The organism is Cupriavidus sp. PET2-C1 (assembly GCF_054515855.1).
On the sequence record NZ_CM137259.1, the window covers coordinates 3,151,779 to 3,171,200 of the forward strand.

The 19,422-nt window shown below is 67.3% G+C and carries 18 protein-coding genes; 11 read left to right on the top strand and 7 right to left on the bottom strand.

Annotated features, from left to right (window positions below; all coding sequences use genetic code 11):
- Positions 1-65 precede the first annotated feature (65 nt).
- The 5 genes from ACX12D_RS14240 to ACX12D_RS14260 all read left to right on the top strand — a co-directional run bounded on the left by ACX12D_RS14240 (position 66) and on the right by ACX12D_RS14260 (position 7,125).
- A complete protein-coding gene (locus tag ACX12D_RS14240) occupies positions 66-2,333 on the top strand; it encodes an AsmA family protein (protein ID WP_459371596.1) in 2,268 nt (755 codons plus the stop codon).
- A gap of 305 nt (positions 2,334-2,638) precedes the next feature.
- Positions 2,639-3,832, top strand: a complete 1,194-nt coding sequence (locus tag ACX12D_RS14245; protein ID WP_459371597.1) for an MFS transporter — start codon at positions 2,639-2,641, stop codon at positions 3,830-3,832.
- A gap of 139 nt (positions 3,833-3,971) precedes the next feature.
- Entirely contained in the window at positions 3,972-4,610 is a 639-nt protein-coding gene (pdxH, locus tag ACX12D_RS14250; RefSeq protein WP_459371598.1) for a pyridoxamine 5'-phosphate oxidase, read from the top strand.
- Between the two features lie 188 nt (positions 4,611-4,798).
- On the top strand, positions 4,799-6,031 hold the full coding sequence (locus tag ACX12D_RS14255; protein ID WP_459371599.1) for a class I SAM-dependent methyltransferase: 1,233 nt from the start codon (positions 4,799-4,801) through the stop codon (positions 6,029-6,031).
- Positions 6,032-6,039: 8 nt separating this feature from the next.
- Entirely contained in the window at positions 6,040-7,125 is a 1,086-nt protein-coding gene (locus tag ACX12D_RS14260) for a DUF72 domain-containing protein (protein WP_459371600.1), read from the top strand.
- Between the two features lie 16 nt (positions 7,126-7,141).
- Here the strand turns inward: ACX12D_RS14260 and msrA are convergent, their stop codons facing one another.
- Both msrA and ACX12D_RS14270 read right to left on the bottom strand, forming a co-directional pair.
- Positions 7,142-7,684 (bottom strand): peptide-methionine (S)-S-oxide reductase MsrA, encoded by a 543-nt coding sequence (msrA, locus tag ACX12D_RS14265; protein ID WP_459371601.1) that lies wholly within the window; start codon positions 7,682-7,684, stop codon positions 7,142-7,144.
- Between the two features lie 104 nt (positions 7,685-7,788).
- Positions 7,789-8,799, bottom strand: coding sequence for a cyclase family protein (locus tag ACX12D_RS14270; protein WP_459371602.1), 1,011 nt, complete (start codon positions 8,797-8,799; stop codon positions 7,789-7,791).
- A 125-nt stretch (positions 8,800-8,924) separates the two neighbouring features.
- Between ACX12D_RS14270 and ACX12D_RS14275 the strand changes: the two genes are divergently transcribed.
- Positions 8,925-9,863, top strand: coding sequence for a LysR family transcriptional regulator (locus ACX12D_RS14275; protein WP_459371603.1), 939 nt, complete (start codon positions 8,925-8,927; stop codon positions 9,861-9,863).
- On the opposite strand, the gene ACX12D_RS14280 is transcribed toward ACX12D_RS14275, so the two are convergent.
- From ACX12D_RS14280 to ACX12D_RS14295, 4 genes are read right to left on the bottom strand one after another with little or no spacing between them, the layout of a single operon-like run.
- Positions 9,820-11,373: a class I adenylate-forming enzyme family protein gene (locus ACX12D_RS14280; RefSeq protein WP_459371604.1), complete on the bottom strand. Its 1,554-nt coding sequence runs from the start codon at positions 11,371-11,373 to the stop codon at positions 9,820-9,822. The genes ACX12D_RS14275 and ACX12D_RS14280 overlap by 44 nt on opposite strands.
- Entirely contained in the window at positions 11,370-12,614 is a 1,245-nt protein-coding gene (locus ACX12D_RS14285) for an acyl-CoA dehydrogenase family protein (protein WP_459371605.1), read from the bottom strand. The genes ACX12D_RS14280 and ACX12D_RS14285 overlap by 4 nt, the downstream gene beginning before the upstream one ends.
- Positions 12,615-12,672: 58 nt before the next feature.
- Entirely contained in the window at positions 12,673-13,545 is an 873-nt protein-coding gene (locus ACX12D_RS14290) for an alpha/beta fold hydrolase (RefSeq protein WP_459371606.1), read from the bottom strand.
- Positions 13,542-14,648 carry a peptidase M29 gene (locus tag ACX12D_RS14295; RefSeq protein WP_441634347.1) on the bottom strand — a complete coding sequence of 369 codons (1,107 nt, stop codon included), beginning with the start codon at positions 14,646-14,648 and terminating at the stop codon, positions 13,542-13,544. Before ACX12D_RS14295 ends, ACX12D_RS14290 begins: the two co-directional genes overlap by 4 nt.
- A gap of 171 nt (positions 14,649-14,819) precedes the next feature.
- On the opposite strand from ACX12D_RS14295, the gene ACX12D_RS14300 reads away from it, so the two are divergent.
- Together ACX12D_RS14300 and ACX12D_RS14305 are read left to right on the top strand one after the other, a co-directional pair.
- The gene (locus tag ACX12D_RS14300) at positions 14,820-15,374 is read left to right on the top strand and encodes a flavin reductase family protein (protein ID WP_006162962.1); all 555 of its coding nucleotides are present in this window, start codon (positions 14,820-14,822) and stop codon (positions 15,372-15,374) included.
- A 16-nt stretch (positions 15,375-15,390) separates the two neighbouring features.
- Entirely contained in the window at positions 15,391-15,855 is a 465-nt protein-coding gene (locus tag ACX12D_RS14305) for a MarR family winged helix-turn-helix transcriptional regulator (protein WP_459371607.1), read from the top strand.
- Positions 15,856-15,868: 13 nt separating this feature from the next.
- Here the strand turns inward: ACX12D_RS14305 and ACX12D_RS14310 are convergent, their stop codons facing one another.
- On the bottom strand, positions 15,869-16,351 hold the full coding sequence (locus ACX12D_RS14310) for an Lrp/AsnC family transcriptional regulator (RefSeq protein WP_441634343.1): 483 nt from the start codon (positions 16,349-16,351) through the stop codon (positions 15,869-15,871).
- Between the two features lie 162 nt (positions 16,352-16,513).
- Here ACX12D_RS14310 and kynB point away from each other — a divergent pair, with 162 nt between their 5' ends.
- The 3 genes from kynB to kynA are packed head-to-tail and all read left to right on the top strand — an operon-like array spanning position 16,514 to position 19,387.
- On the top strand, positions 16,514-17,179 hold the full coding sequence (gene kynB / locus ACX12D_RS14315) for an arylformamidase (RefSeq protein ID WP_459371608.1): 666 nt from the start codon (positions 16,514-16,516) through the stop codon (positions 17,177-17,179).
- Between the two features lie 53 nt (positions 17,180-17,232).
- Positions 17,233-18,489 carry a kynureninase gene (gene kynU / locus ACX12D_RS14320; protein WP_459371609.1) on the top strand — a complete coding sequence of 419 codons (1,257 nt, stop codon included), beginning with the start codon at positions 17,233-17,235 and terminating at the stop codon, positions 18,487-18,489.
- A gap of 13 nt (positions 18,490-18,502) precedes the next feature.
- Positions 18,503-19,387 (top strand): tryptophan 2,3-dioxygenase, encoded by an 885-nt coding sequence (gene kynA, locus ACX12D_RS14325; protein WP_459371610.1) that lies wholly within the window; start codon positions 18,503-18,505, stop codon positions 19,385-19,387.
- Positions 19,388-19,422: the final 35 nt, after the last annotated feature.

Below are 19,422 nucleotides of genomic sequence, written 5' to 3' on the forward strand. Positions count from 1 at the left end.
GTTCGATCGCCGTATTGTCTCGCAGAGCGCGCGCGGCTGCCGGCGCCAACCAGGAAACCGATCCCATGCCCCTGCGCCGCAAGGCCCTTCTCTGGAGTGTACTGACACCGCTGGTGCTGATCGCGGCGCTGGTCGTGATCATTCTGACCTTCGACTGGAACCGCCTCAAGCCGTGGCTGAACCAGAAGGTCACCGAGGCCATCGGCCGGCCCTTTGCCGTCAATGGCGACCTCACCCTGACCTGGCGCAGCGCCGAGGGCGAGACCGGCTGGCACACCTGGGCCCCCTGGCCACGCCTGTCTGCGCGGGATATCACCGTCGGCAACCCGGAATGGGCACACGAGGCCAACTTTGCCACCGTGCGCGAGCTGATCTTCGTGCTACGCCCGCTGCCCCTGCTATCGCACCAGATCTCGATCTCCAGCATTACCGTCGACAGCCCCGCGGTCTGGCTGGAGCGGCTGGCCGACCAGCGCAACAACTGGACCTTCGTCACGCCCGCCGGCAAGGCGCCATCGCCATGGCGGCTCGACATCGGCGAGATCTCGCTGGCGCGCGGCGACCTCGCGCTGAACGACCAGGCAATGAAGATTGAGCTGCAGGCGCGCCTGGACACCATCGGCGACGCCGCCCTCTACGACAAGACCCGCGACGGCGCCCTGATCGCGCCCCCGGCATCCAGCACGGCCAGCGCGGTCGGCCAGCCCGGCGGCGCTGGCGCCGTCGGCAACGCCGGCCAGCGCTATGGCCTGCGCTGGAAGGCCACTGGACGCTACAACGAGGCCACCATCAATGCCACCGGCAAGGCCGGCACCGTGCTGAGCCTGCGCGACACACAGGATCCCTTCCCGCTGCAGGCCGATATGCGGGTGGGCAACACCCGCGCGGTCGTGGAGGGCACGCTGACCAACCCCGCCCACCTGGGTGCGCTCGACATGCACCTGCAGTTGTCCGGCGACAACATGGCCAAGCTGTACGCGCTGACCGGCATCGTGCTGCCGAGCACCCCGCCCTACGAGACCAGCGGCCGGCTGGTTGCCACCTTGCGCAAAGGTGCTTCCGTGTACCGGTACGACAAGTTTTCCGGGCGCGTCGGCGGCAGCGACCTGAATGGCTCGCTCACCTACACGCAGCGCCAGCCACGCGCCCTGCTGTCGGGCGAACTGGAATCGAAGCAACTGCGCTTCGAGGACCTGGCTCCGCTGATCGGTGCGGATGCCAAGCCCGGGCAGGCGGCATCCGACAGCACGGTGCGCCAGCCCGCCGACAAAGCGCTGCCGGTGGCGCCGTTCCGCACCGAGCGCTGGGACAGCATCGACGCCGACGTGAAGTTCACCGGCCAGCGCATCATCCGCACCGCCGACCTGCCGATCACCGACCTCGTCACCCACCTCAAGCTCGACGATGGCGTGCTGACGCTGGACCCGCTGAACTTTGGCGTGGCCGGCGGCAACCTGGTGTCGTCGCTGCAGCTCAACGGCAAGCGCGAGCCGCTCGCTGCCACCATCGACATGAAAGCGCGCCACCTCCGGCTCAAGCAATTGTTCCCGAAGTTCGAGTCGATGCGCGCCAGCGTGGGTGAGGTCAACGGCAGCGCCAAGCTGAGCGCCACCGGCAACTCGGTGGCGGCCTTGCTGGGCTCGTCCAATGGCGAGGCCAAGCTGCTGGTGGAAAACGGCACGGTCAGCAAGTTCCTGCTCGAGGCGATGGGCCTGAACGTGGGCAGCGTGGTGATCTCCAAGCTGTTCGGCGACAAGCCGGTGCAGATCCATTGCGGCGTCAGCGATTTCAGCTTCACCAACGGCGTGGCGCGCTCGCGTGTCTTCGTCATCGACACCCAGGACGCCGTGATCGACACCAGCGGCGCCATCGACCTTGGCAGCGAGCGCCTAGCGCTCACCGTGCGGCCGGATTCCAAGGGGCTGCGCATCTTGTCGCTGCGCTCGCCGCTCTACGTGGGCGGCACGCTGAAGAAGCCTTCGGTCAGCCCGGACATCGGCGTGCTGGCCTTGCGCGCCGGCGGCGTGGTGGCACTGGCGCTGGTAGCGCCGGTGGCCACGGCAGTCCTGCCCCTGACCGATCTATCGCCCGCACCCGACGGCCAGTGCGGCAAGCTGCTGGCGGAGATTCGCACGCGCCCGACCGCGCCGCCGCCTGGGCAGGCCTACCGCGACCCGAAGGCCGGCAAGACCAACCAAGCGGCCGGCCCTGCCCCTTCGCCGGACACGCAGGCCGCGCCCGCCGCTTCGGCACCCGTCAAGCGGGCGGCGCCGTCGCGCCCCGCCGCATCCGACCGGCCAGCGCCAGGCAATTCGCTCTATCAGGGCGGCTAACCGGCGGTGCGCCACACGGCTTCAAGCCCGGTTTCAAGCCGGACGTTGCCTGTTTGCGACACCGTGCGCCCGCCCTTCTGCCACCGACGCAATTACGCAACACTTTGGTGCATTGCAACGCAAGGCATCGTTGTGCATCGCCCACGTTCGACCGCATAATTAAACGGCCATTTACAACGAAGTTCTCAATACGTGGCATGAAGCGGATGTCTGGCTCCGATGCATTTCGAGGCTGGCGTCCTTCTCAAGGTGCGGTTTCGGCCGCACTTGTTTTTCCCGACTTCCCTTCCAGCCCCCGCCCCTGCATGACGCCGCTACATGCCACCGTCCCGCCGATCAGCTGCCTGATCGCACTAACGGTGTGCAACCACGTAGCCTTCAATGCCAGCCGCGTCGTGGTTTCCCTGTTTGCCCTTTCGCTCAAGGCATCGACCGTCACGCTCGGCATCCTGATGTCGCTCTATGCGCTGCTGCCGATGCTGCTCGCGATCCATGCCGGCAAGCGCATCGACGAGATCGGGCCGCGCAAGCCGATGACCGCGGGCTCCTTGATGGTAGTCGCGGGCACGCTGCTGCCGGCGGTGTGGCCGGGCATCGCGGCGCTCTACCTTTCCTGCGCGCTGATCGGCGTCGGCTTCATGCTGGTGCAGGTCGCCATGCAGTTGCTGATCGGGCAGATTTCCACCGATGGCACGCGGCTGCGCAACTACACGCTCCAAGCGCTGGGATTCTCGTTCTCCGGCACGCTGGGCCCGGTGATGATGGGCTATGTGATCGAGCACGCTGGCTACCGCCCGGCTTTCTTTGTGCTGGTAGCGGTAGCGGCCGCAGGGCTGGTCGGCCTGTACTTCATGCGCGGGCGGCTGCCGGCACACGGCGGGCGCGCCGCGCGCGGCGCCATCGTTGACGGCACCCGCAACTCCACATTGGGCTTGCTTGCCCACCCGGAGTTGCGCGCGGTCTTTATCGCCAGCGCGGTCCTGTCGGCAGCCTGGGACCTGCACGCCTTCCTCATTCCCATCCAGGGCACCCGGGTTGGCCTCTCGCCGTCGTCGGTCGGCTGGGTGCTGGGCGCCTTCGCCATTGCCACCTTCGCCATCCGCGTGGCAATGCCGCTTGTCTCGCGCCGGCTCTCGGAGTGGAAGGTGATTCGGGTCGCACTGCTGGTCGGGGCGGTGGCCTACCTGCTCTACCCCTTCGCGGCCGAGTTCTGGCTGATGTGCTGCCTGGCCTTCCTGCTGGGCCTGGCGCTCGGCAGCGCCCAGCCCAACGTCATGAACATCCTGCACACGGCCTCGCCCTCCGGGCGCGCCGGCGAGGCCCTGGGATTGCGCTCGGCCGTGCTCAATACCAGCCAGGTGGTGTGGCCGCTGACCTTTGGCGTGGTCGGCACGGCGCTTGGCATGCTGCCGATTTTCCTGTCGATGGCAGGGGCGATGGGCGTGGCCGGCTATTACTCGCGCGGCCAGGCCCGCAAGCTGCCCCAGCCACCAGCCTGAGGCGCCCACGGCATCGCGCATGAGTTGCGTAGGCGCAAATGCGGTCCGCTGCGCTTTCGCTATACTCAAATCAGACAGGCCGCCGGCGCCGTGCATGCTTGCCTCGCGCGCGGCCTGCTGACTCGATACCTGATCTGACATGACCCAACTCGCCGACCTCCGCCGCACCTACGTACTCGGATCGCTGTCCGAATCCGACGTGGCGCCCGATCCCATCAGCCAGTTCCAGCGCTGGTTCGATGAAGCCATCCACGCCAAGCTCCCGGAACCCAATGCCATGACGCTGGCCACCGTCGACGCCGACGGCCAGCCCTCGGCACGCATTGTGCTGCTCAAGGCCATGGACGCCCAGGGCTTTACCTTCTTCACCAACTACGAAAGCCGCAAGGGCCTGGACCTTGCCGCCAACCCGCGCGCGGCGCTGCTGTTCCACTGGGTGCAGCTGGAGCGCCAGGTGCGCGTGGAAGGACGCGTTGAAAAAGTGACCGATAGCGAGAGCGATGCTTACTATGCGACGCGTCCGCTCGGCTCGCGCCTCGGGGCATGGGCCTCGGAGCAGAGCCGCGAGGTGGCGGACCGCACGGTGCTGGAGCAGCGCGAAGCGGAATTCCGCGCCAAGTTCGGCGATAACCCGCCGCGGCCGGCGCACTGGGGCGGGTACCGTCTGGTGCCGACCCGCATCGAGTACTGGCAGGGACGCCCGTCGCGCCTGCACGACCGGATCGCCTACCGCCTGGCGCCGGACGGCAGCTGGCAGATCGTGCGTCTGTCGCCCTGAGCGCCCTGAGCGCCCTGAACGCGGTGCCGCCGGCCGCCAAGGCCGCGCACTGCACAAAATTAGGAATTGTCGTAAAGTAAGTCAGGGTCGCTTTCCGGTTTTGTGAGGAGGCGGCCACCAGGAGCAGGCCTCGCCTGCCCTGTGCTGTAGTTCGAGGAGTGTGCCGCAACCATCAGGAGGGAGGCCGCATGTTTTTCAAGCAAGCACTGGACAAGCAACTGGACCACTGGATCGCCGATCTGCGCGACCGGGCCAACCTCCCTGTGAGGCTGCGGCTATGGAACGGCAACGAGTATCCGCTCGGCCGCTTCGAACATCCCGCGGTGACCCTGACCATACGCGAGGCGGGTGCCTTGCCCCTGCTGCTCACGCCCAGCCTGGACAACCTCGGCGAAGCCTATGTCCAGGAAAAAATCGACCTGGACGGCACGCTCAGCGACATCATTGCCGTGGCTTACCGCTTCTCGGCTGCCGCCAGCGCGCAGGCCGGTGGCGCGCTGGCACGGGTGGCCCAGCATTTCGCCCACACCAAGGCCGCGGACAAGGCCTCGATCCAGTATCACTACGACGTATCGAACGAGTTCTACCGGCTCTGGCTGGACCCGGGCATGGTGTACTCCTGCGCCTACTTCGAGCATGGCAATGAAGACCTCGCCACCGCTCAGCGCAAGAAGATCGACCACATCCTGACCAAGATCCGGCTGCAGCCCGGACAGACCTTGCTCGACATCGGCTGCGGCTGGGGCGCGCTGGTCATCCGCGCGGCGGAAAAGTTCGGCGCGCGCTGCGTGGGCATCACGCTGTCGCAGAACCAGTTCGACCTGGCGACCGAACGCGTCAGGCAGGCTGGCCTGTCCGACCGCATCGAGATCCGTTTGCAGGATTACCGCGACATGGCCGGCACCTTCGACCGCATCACCAGCGTCGGCATGTTCGAACACGTCGGCAAGAACAACCTGCCCGCCTATTTCGGCCGCATGCGCGAGTTGCTCGCCGATGATGGCTTCGCCATGAACCATGGCATCACCTCGCCCGACCCCGAAAGCGGCGCCACGCCCATGGACGGCTCCGAGTTCATGGACCGCTACGTGTTCCCGCAGGGCGAGCTGCCGCACATCGGCATGGTGCTCAACACCCTGCAGCGTGGCGGCCTGGAGGCTACCGATGTGGAGCTGATGCGCCGCCACTACCGGCGCACGCTGCAACATTGGGCGGACAACTTCGAAGCGCAGGGTGATACCATCCGCGCCATGGTGGGCGAGAAGAAATACCGCATCTGGCGCGTCTACCTGGCAGGCTGCGCCCATGCCTTCGATACCGACCAGATGTCGATCTACCAGGTGGTTTGCCACAAGGCCGGCCTCTCGTCGCAGAGCTTGCCCTGGTCGCGCCGCTACATCTACGACAATTCGCTTGACTGAAAATCGGCTTGACTGAAGACCTGTTCGGCGGCCTGCTGGAGCCGCCAGGGGTGGCCGCTGCCGGCAACGCCGCACCATTTGCCGCAGCTACCCCGACCGATGCCGCCGGCACCAAGCCATCCCGCGGCAAGAGCGTGCTGGCGCCGCCCCCGGACCCCGCCCTGCTGGCACTGGCGCAACGCCTGCCGGCCGGGCTGCATCTGGGCACGTCGTCATGGTCTTATAACGGCTGGAACGGATTGGTCTATCAAGGTGAGTACACGGACAGCCTGCTCTCGCGCAAAGGCCTGGCCGCCTACTCGCAGCATCCCTTGCTGCGTGCCGCCGGCATCGATCGCGGGTTCTACGCGCCGATCCCGCTTGCCGACTACGTTGCCTACGCGGCCCAGGTGCCCGCGCACTTCCGCTTCCTGGTCAAGGCACCTGCCAGCGTTTGCGATCCGTGGCTGCGCACGTCCGAAGGCGCCGGCCGGCTGGCCAACGCCAGCTTCCTCGATGCCGAGATTGCCGCGCGCGACTTCGTCGCGCCGGCCACCGCGGGCCTCGGCGCCAAGTGCGGGCCGCTGCTGTTCCAGCTCTCCCCGCTAGGCGCGATGGCCGCCGACAGCGCCGGCTTCCTGTCGCGGCTCGACGCCTTCCTCGGCGCCCTGCCCGCGCTCGACGCCGCCACGACACCGCACGCCTGCTACGCCGTGGAGTTGCGCGATGCCGCCTTGCTCACGCCGCGCTTCATCAAGCTGCTGCGCGCACGCGGCGTGCGCTTCTGCCTGTCCGCGCGCGAGCGCATGCCGCCGGCCGAACGGCAACTGCCGGCACAAGCACTCATGGACGAGGGCGCACCAGGACCGCTGGTGCTGCGGTGGATGCTGCATGCGGGCTTTGCCTACGAGCAAGCCGAATCCCGCTACGCGCCGTTTGACCGGCTGATCGACGAAGACCCGCATACCCGCGCGGTGATCGCCGAGCAGGTGGTGCGCACGCTGCGCGCGGGCCAGCCCGCCTATGTCATTGTCAGCAACAAGGCGGAAGGCTCGGCGCCGTTGACTTGTGCGCGGCTGGCCGAGGCCATTGCCGAGCGGCTGGAAGCAAGCTGAGCGCAGGCCAGGCGCATCAGCGATTCAGGTGATGCGCGAACTTCTGCCGGAACTTGGCCAGCTTGGGTGAAATCACAAACGAGCAATAGCCCTGGTTCGGGTGGTTCTGGAAGTAGTTCTGATGGCCTTCTTCCGCGCGCCAGTACGGTTGCGTGGGCTCGATCTGCGTCACCAGCGGCGCATCGTAGAGCTTTTGCTCCGCCACCTCCCGCATCACATACTCGGCCACCGCACGCTGCGGCTCCGTGTTGGTGAAGATCACCGAGCGGTACTGCGTGCCGACATCGTTGCCCTGCCGGTTGAGGGTGGTGGGATCGTGGATGGCAAAGAAGATCTCCAGGATCTCGCGGAACTTGATCACCGTGGGATCGAAGGTCACGCGCACCACTTCGGCGTGCCCGGTGTCGCCACCGCACACCTGCTCGTAGGTTGGATGGCTTACGTGGCCGCCGGTATAGCCCGACTCCACGGCCCGTACGCCCTTGACTTGCTGGTACACCGCTTCCAGGCACCAGAAGCAACCACCGCCCAGCGTGGCAATCTCATGCTCGTTGTCCATCTTGATCTCTCCGGCTCATGACTCGTGACTCGTGACGCGTGACTATTGGTAGCATACTCGTTCGCCATCCGTCACGCCGCCGGAGACTGCAATGGACGCTGCGCCTAACGGATCGGCAAAGCGACCGGCCGGATCGGCGCGGCGTCGGCCCCGCGGAACTTCAATGAGGCGCCGATAAAAGCGAACTGGTAGACGCGCTCGCGCGACAAGGCCTCCAGATTCACCAGCTCGATGATCGGTGCGCCCTGCTGCGCCAGCAAATAGGTATGGACCGGGATGTAGTTGTCGGGCACCTCCGCCGGGAACGTCTCGAAGCTCAGGTTATCGGCCCCCACGACCATCGCCCCCCCTTCCTCGACCAGGAACCTGGCTGCATCCAGTCCCAGGCCAGGCGGGTTGGCCATATAGGCCTGGGCGTTTTCATAGTGCTGCATGCGCCCGGTGCGGATCAGCACCACATCGCCCTGCTCCAGCGCCACGCCTTGCTTGTCCAGCGCTTCGCGCAGGTCCTTGCGCGTCACGCGGTAGTTGTCGGGCAGCATGTCCAGCCCCTTGGCCGCGGCCACGTCGATCAGCACGCCACGGGCGACGATCGGCGGCAGCTTCTCCGCGCCTGTCACTTTCCAGCCGCGATCGCCCAGGTGCTCGGCAGCGGAATAACCATTCCAGATCTTGCCGTTCAGGCCGAAGTGGTTCAGCGCATCGATATGCGTGCCCATGTGGGCATACATGGAAACCGCCGAGCCGCTGTAGCTGACATGCCGGTTCATCGCCTCGCCCACCTGCATGGAATCAGCCACCAGGTTGCCGTGCGGGGTATGGGTCATCCACATCTGGTAGGGCGGATCGCCGGCGGCCTGCCAGCTCGGCATGCCGATGAAGTAATCCACCGCCAGGTCGTAGGCCTGCGTGCCGGAAACCCGCGCCATGATGGCGGCGCGCGAGGCCGGGGTGATCAGGTTGAGGCGGCCGATCTCATCCTTGGGGCCCCAGGGGCTGACGCCCACCTGGGGCGCCGCGCTGGCGGCACCGCTCAGTAGCGCGAACAGCAGCGGCAGGGAAAAAGCGGCCAGGCGGCGCGTGGCGCTGGCGGCAGGGGTGAGACGAGAGGACATAGGGGACTCCTGACTGAATTGACGGTTTCCACAGCAACGTGGAAGGCATGCCGCCATCCTATTAGGCATCCGGTGGTAGATAATCTGCGAATCCAGACAAACATATTTAACTGAAAGGAAAATATATGGATCTGCTCGCGGCGATGCGCACCTTCCGGCGCGTGGTGGAACGCGATAGCTTCAGCCATGCCGCCGCCGATCTCGGGCAATCGACCGCCGCGGTCAGCAAGCAGGTGCGCCAGCTGGAGGCGCGCCTGGGCGCGCTGCTGATCCAGCGCACCACGCGCCGCATGCGCCTGTCGGAAACCGGCCGCGCCTACTTTGCCGAATGCTGCCGCCTGCTCGACGAGCTCGATGCGCTGGAACGGGCCACGGCCGCTGGCACGGATGAGATCAGCGGCCGCCTGCGCGTGAACGCGCCGCTATCGTTCGGGCTCAAGGTGCTCTCGCCCCTGCTGGTGACGTTCATGGCGCGCTATCCGCAGGTGCAGGTCGAACTGACCCTGGACGACCGCTTGCTGGACGTGGTGTCGGAGGGCTTCGACGTCTCGCTGCGCATCCGCTCGGCATTGACGGACTCGTCCCTCATCGCGCGGCGGCTCGGCGAGGTAGAGCAAACCATCTGCGCCGCCCCCGCCTACCTGGCGGCGCGCGGCACGCCGCGCACCGTCGAGGACCTGCGCAGCCACGACTGCCTGGCCTACCAGCTGGCCGACTATCCCGGCAGCTGGCACCTGGAAGGGCCGCAAGGCACCACCAGCATCGAAGTGCCCGCGCGTTTCTCGGCCAACAACAGCCTGCTGCTCAGCGATATGCTGCTGGCCGGGCTTGGCATCGGCGCGCTGCCCTCGTTCATCGCGCTGCCCTTGCTGGCGCGCGGCGAGCTGGTCAGGGTGCTGCCGGAACATGCGCTGGCCGGCCGGAGCATCTATGCGCTCTATGCCAGCCACCGGCACCTGCAACGGAAGGTGGGCGCGTTCGTGGCGTTCCTGGCCGAGGCTCTGCAAGGCCAGCCGGACGCTAGCTTGACGACGCCGCCACCATCGCTCGCAACTTGGGCTTAAGGACCTTGCCAAGCGCGCTCTTGGGCAGGCTATCCACCAGCACCACCCGCTGCGGCAACTTGAACCGCGCAATCGACAGCGCCAGCGTTTCACGCAGCGCCTCTGGCGCCAGCGCGGCGCGATCCGCGCCGGCGGCAGCCACCACGACGGCAACCGGCACCTCGCCCCAGCGCGCGTCCGGCAGCCCCACCACCGCGCAATCCAGCACGCCGGGCAGGCCCAGCAGCGCGTTCTCGATCTCGGCCGGATAGATGTTCTCCCCGCCCGAAATGATCATGTCCTTGCTGCGGCCGACCACCTCGATGCAACCATCGGCATTGCGATGCGCAAGGTCCCCCGAGCGGAACCAGCCATCGCGGAAATCCGGATGGTCAGGCTGCCGCCAGTAACCCTGCATCAGGTTGGCGCCCGCGAGCCAGAGCTCGCCCACGTCACCGTCGGCGACCGCATTGCCTTGCGCATCGGCTAGCCGTACCCGCACCTCAGGCTGGGGCCAGCCGGCATAGCCGGGCCGGGCCCTGGCCTGGTCCAGGCGCAGCACGACCGATACGGGACCGGTCTCGGTAGCGCCGTAGACCTGCCCGAGCGCGACGCCGCGCGCATGGAAAGCATCGATGTACGCGCGGGGAATCGGCGAGGAGCCTGCCATCACGCCGCGCAGCGATGAGAGGTCCGCGCCTGGCCAGCCGGGATGCTCCAGCACGGCGCGCAGCGTGGCTGGCACCATCAGCGACAGCGTGGGCTGCGTCTGCGCGCACGCATCGAGCCAGGCATCCGGCGCGAAACGCTGGTGCAACGTCACCTGCGCCCCGGCCAGCAATGCCGGCAGCGTCTGGATGCACAGGCCGCCTACATGAAACAGCGGCAGCACGGACAAGACATGGTCGTCCCGCGTCATGCCGTGCGCCCACCAGCTCGCGCGCGCGTTGGCCAGCACCCCGGCCTGCGTGTGCAGCGCGCCCTTGGGATGGCCAGTGGAGCCCGAGGTGTAGACCAGCAGCAGCGGCGCCTCGCCGGGCGGCTGCGATGGCCTCGGCAGGGGGGTGTCCAGCGGCGCCGGCCGGTCGATCAGGCTATCGATCGGCGCCCGCGCGGCTGGCTCCGGCAGGGTAGCTGCCACCGCCGCCGCAGCCTGCGCGTGCGGCGCATCGTGGAACAGCAAGCGAATGCCCGCATGCGCGGCGATGGCGCTCAGCTCCGGCACGGCCAGCCGGAAGTTCAGCGGCACGAAGATGGCCCCGAGCCTTGCGCACGCGAACAGGATGGCGAGCTGCAGATCGTGGTTCAGGCACAGCGTACCCACGCGATCGCCCGGCTGCACGCCCCAGGTGCCGGCCAGGTGCGCGCAGACGCGTTCCACGCGGCGCCACAGCTTGCCGTAGTCGATGGTGTAGCCGAGGCTATGCAGCGCCGGGCGCAGGGGCGCGGCGCTGACATGCGCATACAGTGTGCGCAGCAGCGCGCCCGGCTCCGGCGTGCCGGCGAACAGCCGGTTGGCGCGCTCGCTCATTCGTCGCGCTCGCCCGACTCGTACAGGGTCTCGCGGCCCATGCGGTCCAGGATCAGCTCGGCGGTCCAGGGCAGCATCAGCGCGCCGCAGCGCGAATCGCGATAGAGCCGCTCCAGCGGCAGGTCCTTGAGCATGGACTGGCCGCCGCAGGTGCGGATCGCCAGCCGGGCGATGTCATTGGCGCCTTCCATCACGCTGTAGTGCGCAGCGTACAGCCGCATGCGCGCATCCTTCCCCGGGCTGGCGCAGGCTTCATGAATCACGCGCCAGAAGATCGAGCGCATGTTCTCCAGCTGGATGCGCATCTGCGCTACGGCGATCTGCTTGGTGGGATACATGCGGCGCTTCACCGGCCGCTGGCCCGGCACTTCGCCGCGCAGGTACTGCACGGTGAAATCGTAGGCGGCCTGCGCCACGCCGAGATAGGTCGGCGAGAGCGTGAAGAACATGGCTGGCCAGGTCTGCGCCGCTTTGTAATAGACGCCGCGCGGCATCAGCTGCTCCTGGTCGGCGACGAACACATCCTTGAGCAGCAGCGTGCGCGACACCGTGCCGCGCATGCCCATCGGATCCCACTCGCCGGTCACGGTAAGGCCTTCGGCCTTGCCTGGCACCGCGATGTAGAGCGTGTCGCGCATATCGGCCGAATGGTCCGCGCACGCCTCCGTGCAGAGGATCCCGTAGTAGTCCGCCGCGCCCGACAGCGATGCGAAGATCTTGCGGCCATTGAGCACCCAGCCGCCGTCCACCTTGCGCGCGCTGGTGCCGAAGGGCGCGCGCCCGGCCGCGGCGGCCGAGCCCTCCGAGAAGGGCTGAGCGTAGATCGCGCCGTCCTTCACCACGCGCGCAAAGTGCAGCTCGCGCCGGGCCTCGTGCTCGGCGCGCTGCTCGGGCGTCATGGCAATGCCGTCGGCCAGCATGCCGGTCCACATGGTGGAACAGATATGCATGTTGTAGGTCAGCGCGGTGGCGCCACAGAAACGGCCAATCTCCGCGCCCACCATGCAATACGTGGCGAAGTCCGCGCCCTCTCCGCCGAACTCGCGCGGCACGCACAAAGCCAGCAGGCCGGCCTCGCGCAAATCATCATAGTTGGCAAAGGGAAAGCTGGCCTCGCGGTCCCACTGCGCCGCGCGCGGGGCAAAGCGCTCGCGGCCGAGCCGGTTGGCGAGCGTCAGCAGGCGCTCCTGCGCCTCGGTGAAATCGGCGCTGCCGACGGCGGGGATGAAGTCCAGTGGCATGATCGTGTCTCCCGGGCATCGGCCACGCGCGTGGCGATGCCGCGATGTTCTTGTGGATTCAGTGCAACGGAGATTGCAGCGGGGATTGCAACGGGAAGTGCCGCCCCAGGAAGCCGAGCACGGCGGCATTGAAATCCGCCGGGCGCTCCATGCAAGCCAGGTGGCCCACCGCGGGCAGGCACAGGTACTCGGCGCCAGCGATCTTCTGCGCCATGCGTTCCATCACGGCGGGCGCGGCGTTGGCGTCGTGCTCGCCGGCCAGCACCAGCACCGGCACGGTGATGCGCGCCAGCACTTCGCGCCGGTCAAAGCGCACCAGCGCCTGCAGGGCAGCGCGATAGGTGTCGGGCGGCACGGCCGCCATCACGCTGGCGGCGAACGCCACCGCGCGAGGTTCGGCCTGCGGCGCGACCATGGCGCGCACCAGCCCGTTGGCCATCTCCGCCATGGTCTTGCCGGCATCGAGCGGCGCCGTGCGCGCGGCCACGAAATCGCGTTGCCACTGGCCATCGGCCTTGCCGAATGCGGGCGACGTACCGGACAGCACCATGCCGTCGATCAGTCCAGGCATGGCTGCGTAAGCTTCCTGCGCGACCATGCCGCCCATGCTGTGGCCTAGCAGCACCACGCGCCGGCCCGCATCGCGCTCGGCCTGCAGCACCGGCTGCAAGGCTCGCGCCAGCCCGGCGAAATCACAGGGATCGATCATGGCACTGTCGCCGTAGCCAGGCATGTCCCAGGCCACCGCGCGATAGCCCGCTTGCACCAGCGCGGCGATCTGCGATGGCCACGCGGCCTTGCCGCCGCCGATGCCATGCAACATGACGACGGCCACGGGGCCGGTGCCCTGCGCGATGGTGGACATGCCATTGGCATGGGTCTGCGTCTGGGTCTGGGTCTGGGTCGTGCCAGGATTCACGTTCTCGTTCATGCGCTTGCCTTGTTGTTGGTTTGGGCCGCCTCCGGCGTGGCCGGGCCGGCGAGCCGGCCCTCATCCACCTCGCCCACGCCGTCGAGCGTGATCGTGCAATTGCGCAGCGGCAGGTCGAAGTGGCCCAGCGTGTGGCGGCCGGCGACCTCGTTGGCGCCGGTGGAGTAGAGGAAGTTGCCGGCAAAGGCGCGCAGCTCCGTGCCATTGCAGTCGCGCTTGTCGTAGAACGTCATCGCATCCCAGCGGGCCTGCGGGTTCAAACCCCAGCCCACGTGCGAAACCGCGTAGGCGTCGCGCGTGCCTTCGCGGTCGGCCCACGCCGCGTAGTAGCCGCGCATCATGTCGGCATCCATGCCCTGCCCTTCGATGCCGACCATGTAGTCATCCTCGATATGGCAGACGATGGTGTCGCGCAGGTAGGTCTTGAAGGTCAGGTTGACGTCGCCCGGCGCGAGCACCAGCGTGCCGTTGACCTGCCCGCCGGCGGGGAAGGCCAGGCACAGGCCGCCCGGCCAGTGCGCAACCTGGCCCGGCTTGTTGCAGTAGCCCCAGACGCCGCCTACGCGCGCGCTTGCGAGCCCGACGCGCAGCTCGGTGCCGGCGGCCGAATGCACGCGCATCTCGCCTGCGCCGCGCAACCGTTTCATGGCCGCGCGCACGCTGCTCTCCAGCGCTGGATCGGGCAGGCAGCGCTCCAGGATCTCGGGATGTTCGTTGCTGACCATCAGCAGGCGCGGCACGATGCCGTCGGCGCCTTTGAGGATCAGCGGGAGTTCGGGCGCATGCAGCAGGCCCTCCACGGTGCAATCGATCACCAAGTGGCAGCGCTGCAAGGCGGCCACCACCGGGGCGAGTTGCTGCAAGGCATCGCTGGCGCCGGTGGAACGCACGGGCGCGGGGGCAGCAAGCGCCGGGGACGGCACCCGGATGCGTACGGGCGTGGCGCCCAGCGATTGCACCGCCAGTTCCGCCAACTCCACATTGACGCGTCGGGATTGGGACTCCGTTACAATCCCAACCACTTCCTGGGCGGACAAGGCGCACAGTTCAAGGGTGCGCCGAAAAGCCGCTAGCCAGCGGTGCTCGATTTGCTCGATGAGCATAGGTCTCCTCCTGGTGCGATCTGCTGCGGTCCTGGCAGGGTCCCGGGGGAATGGCTTTGGTGCGCCAGCCCACCGATGCCTCCTGCCGGACGCATTAGCTTTGTGCTTGTGATTCTTGTCGCTGGCGCAAATAATATATGAAATTTCATGGATCCCAGTGGAGCCCGCGCTATGGGCATGCCTGAGGCCACGCCAAGCATCATCGGCAAGGCCGCTTCTCCCGATTTCGATACGCTGCACTTCCGGCGCACGCTGTCGCAGTTCGCCACCGGCGTGACGGTGATCACCACCCGCGCGGGCCCTGGCTCGCCGCCGGGCGCGCCGTTCGTGGGCATTACCGCCAGCTCGTTCAACTCGGTCTCGCTCGATCCGCCGCTGGTGCTGTGGAGCATGGCCACGCGCGCCAACAGCCTGCCGATGTTCCGCGACGGCTCGCACTACATCATCAATGTGCTGTCGGCCTCGCAGCTGGACCTGTGCCAGCGCTTCGCCACGCTCAAAGGCGACCGCTTCGCTGGCGTCGACTACCGCCTGTCCGAGAACGGCCTGCCGATCCTGGCCAACGCGCTGGCCTGGTTCGAATGCCACAACCGCAGCCGCTACGACGAGGGTGACCACGTCATCTTCGTGGGCGAGGTGGAGCGCTGCGGCGTACACGACAACGCGGGCAACCCGCTGGTGTTCCACGACGGCCGCTTTGCCACCACCGATCCGCTGACGGACTGAAGTCCGGGCACAGCACATGAAGGATTCGCCCAAGCCGGCCCCGGCGGCCCCAGACGCTTTTGTAGACGGCTACCTGCCCTATCTGCTGGCGCGGGCCAGCCACCTCGTGTCGGGCGAGTTCCACCGGCAGGTCGAGGCAGCCGGGTTCTCCGTGCCCGAATGGCGCGTGCTGGCCACGCTGGCCGACCGGCCAGACTGCACCATCGGCGCGCTGGCCGATATCACGCTCACCAAGCAGCCCACCCTGACCAAGCTGATCGACCGCATGGCCGCCGACGGACTCGTCACGCGGCGCAACGGCGCCCTGGACCGCCGCCATGCGCTGGTATCGATCACCGCGCGCGGCCGCAGCCGCGCCCGCGCCTTGCTAGACCAGGCCGCCGCCCACGAGCAACAAGTGCTGGATGACTTTGGCGTCGCGCAGGGCAATCAGCTCAAGGACACCTTGCGCCGCCTGATCGCGCTGCACGCGCCGCGCTGAGTGCCGGCAGCGTTCAGGGCCGCGGCTCGCTCTTGACGACCGCTAGCGGCGAGCCATCGGTCTTGATCCTTTGCAGCACGATGTTCGAGCGGATATCCATCACGCCCGGCGTGCGGTAGAGCCGGTTCACGATGAAATCCGAGTAGTGCTTGAGGTTGCGCGCCTGCACGGTCAGGATGTAATTGCTGTCGCCGGTGATGATGTAGGCCGACACCACTTCAGGCCAGGATTGCACCGCCGCGTTGAAGGTATCGTGCCAGCCTTCGGTTTCAGGACGCATCGACACCTGCACGATCGCCTCCAGTTCCAGGCCGAGCCGCTCGGCGTCAAACCACGCCCGGTAGCCGCCGATCACACCGTCCTCCTCCAGCAAACGCACGCGCCGCAGGCAGGCCGAAGGCGACAGCGCCACGCGGTCGGCTAGGTCCTGGTTGCTGATGCGTCCGTTCTCCTGGAGGCAGGTCAGGATGCGCAAATCGATGGGATCCAGGTTCATTTCGCAGATTCTTCCATAATTCTCTTCGCAGATGAAATTCTATGCGAAAACCAACGGAATCTACGGGCCAATTCGCAAGCCTCTTGCCCGTAATATTGACTATCATGCCGTCATCCGCTCCGCGATGAGCCTTGGAACGCCGCTCCCAGGCGTCTGCCCCCGATGACGACCCGCCCCACCCCCGATACCTACGATAGGCCGCGCCAGCTCTGGGACATCAGCCCCGCGCTCTCGCCCGACACGCCAGTGTGGCCGGGCGACACGCCGTTCCAGCTCGAGCGCAACTGGCAGATCGACGCCCACTGCCCCGTCAATGTCGGGCGCATCACCTTGTCGCCCCACACCGGCGCCCATGCCGATGCGCCGCTGCACTACGCCGCCGACGGCGCGCCCATCGGCGCGGTGGACCTGGCGCCCTACCTCGGCCCGTGCCGGGTGATCCATTGCATCGGCGCGGCCCCGCTGGTCGAGCCCCGCCACATCGAACATGCGCTGGCAGGCGTACCGCCGCGTGTGCTGCTGCGCACTTACCAGCAAGCACCGCTGGCAACGTGGGACCCGGGCTTCTGCGCGGTCGCGCCGGAAACCATCGCGTTGCTCGCAGAGCACGGCGTGATGCTGGTCGGCATCGATACGCCCTCGCTGGACCCGCAGGAATCCAAGACCATGGCCGCGCACAACATGGTGCGCCGGCATCGCCTGGCCATCCTCGAAGGCCTGGTGCTCGACGCCGTGGCCGAGGCCGACTACGAACTGATTGCCCTGCCGCTGCGCTTCGCCGGACTCGATGCAAGCCCGGTGCGTGCCGTGCTGCGCAGCCTGGCCTGAACGATCGCACTGAACGACCCGAACCCAACCTCCCCCCAGGAAACCTCTCAGACATGACCGCACTGACTCGCGAGCAATGCCTCGCCCTCGACCAAGAAGATCCGCTGCGCCACCTGCGCGACCAGTTCGCGCTCCCGGAAGGCGTGATCTACCTCGATGGCAACTCGCTGGGCGCGCGCCCGCGCAGCGCCGCGGCACGCGCCGCCGAAGTGGTGAGCGAAGAATGGGGCACGGGACTGATCCGCAGCTGGAACACGGCCGGCTGGTTTGAACTGCCCCAGCGCCTGGGCAATATGCTGGCACCGCTGGTCGGCGCCGGCGAGGACGAAGTCGTGGTGACCGACACCACCTCCTCCAACCTGTTCAAGGTGCTGGCAGCCGCGCTGCGCGTGCAGCAAACCCGCGACCCGAAGCGCAAGGTAATCGTATCGGAAGCCAGCAACTTCCCCACCGACCTCTACATCGCACAGGGGCTGGCCGACCTGCTGCAGCAAGGCTATTCGCTGCGCCTGGTGAATGCGCCCGAAGAGATCGATGCGGCGGTGGACGCCGACACCGCCGTGCTGATGCTGACCCATGTCAACTACAAGACCGGCGAAATGCTCGACATGGCCAGCGTGACCGAGATGGCGCATGCCCGCGGCGCGCTCACGGTGTGGGACCTGGCCCACTCGGCCGGCGCCGTGCCCGTGGCGCTCAAGGCATCGGGCGCGGACTACGCGGTCGGCTGCACTTACAAGTACCTCAACGGCGGCCCCGGCTCGCCCGCCTTCCTGTGGGTCGCGCCCTCGCTGCGCGATGCCTTCTGGCAACCGCTGTCCGGCTGGTGGGGCCATGCCGCGCCGTTCGCCATGGAACCCGGCTACCGCCCGCGCGAAGGCGTAGCGCGCTTCCTGTGCGGCACCCAGCCCATTGCCTCGCTGGCCATGGTCGAATGCGGGCTCGATATCTACGCCCAGACCGACATGGCAGCGCTACGCGCCAAGTCGCTGATGCTGACCGACCTCTTTATCGCGCTGGTAGAAACACGCTGCGCTGCGCACCCGCTCGAACTGGTGACCCCGCGCGCCCATGCGCGCCGCGGCAGCCATGTGAGCTTTGCCCATCCGGACGGCTTTGCCGTGGTGCAGGCCCTGATCGAGCGCGGCGTGATCGGCGACTACCGCGAGCCACGCATCGCGCGCTTTGGTTTCACACCGCTGTACACCAGCTTCACCGAGGTCTGGGATGCAGTGGAAATCCTGCGCGATGTACTCGACAGCGGCACCTACAAGGCCGAGCGTCACCAGACGCGCGGCCTGGTGACCTGAGCAGGAGCACGCCATGAGCAACCACAAGGGATGCCCGATGTCGGGCGCAGGCGCCACCGAGGCCACCGACACCGGCGATGCCAGCTGGCACGACGCCCAGATGGATTTCGCCAAGGACATGAGCTACGGCGATTACCTGGCGCTGGACCAGATTCTCAACGCCCAGCACCCGCTCTCGCCCGAGCACAACGAGATGCTGTTCATCGTGCAGCACCAGACCAGCGAGCTGTGGATGAAGCTGGCGCTGCACGAGCTGCGCGCCGCGCGCGATTGCGTGCGCCAGGACCAGTTGCCGCCTGCCTTCAAGATGCTCACGCGAGTCTCGCGCATCATGGAGCAACTGGTGCAGGCGTGGAGCGTGCTGGCGACGATGACGCCGCCGGAGTACTCGGCGATGCGTCCTTACCTCGGGATGTCGTCTGGTTTCCAATCGTTCCAGTACCGCGAGATCGAATTCATCCTCGGCAACAAGAACGCGGCCATGCTGCGTCCGCATGCGCACCAGCCGCAACACCTGGCGCTGGTGGAAGAAGCCCTGCGCACGCCGTCGCTGTATGACGAAGCGATCCGACTGATGGCGCGGCGCGGCTTTGCCATCGATGCGGCCTGCATCGAGCGGGACTGGACCAAGCCGGCCGGCGAGAACGCCTCGGTGGAAGCGGCATGGCTGGAGGTCTATCGCCGGCCAGAGGCGCACTGGGAACTGTATGAACTGGGCGAGAAGTTCGTCGACCTGGAAGATGCGTTCCGGCAGTGGCGCTTCCGCCATGTCACCACCGTCGAACGCGTGATCGGCTTCAAGCGCGGCACCGGCGGCACCGAAGGCGTCAGCTACCTGCGCAAGATGCTTGACGTGGTGCTGTTCCCGGAATTGTGGAAGCTGCGCACGGATCTGTAAGCAGGCAGAAGCGGACAGAAGCGGGCCGTATTGGC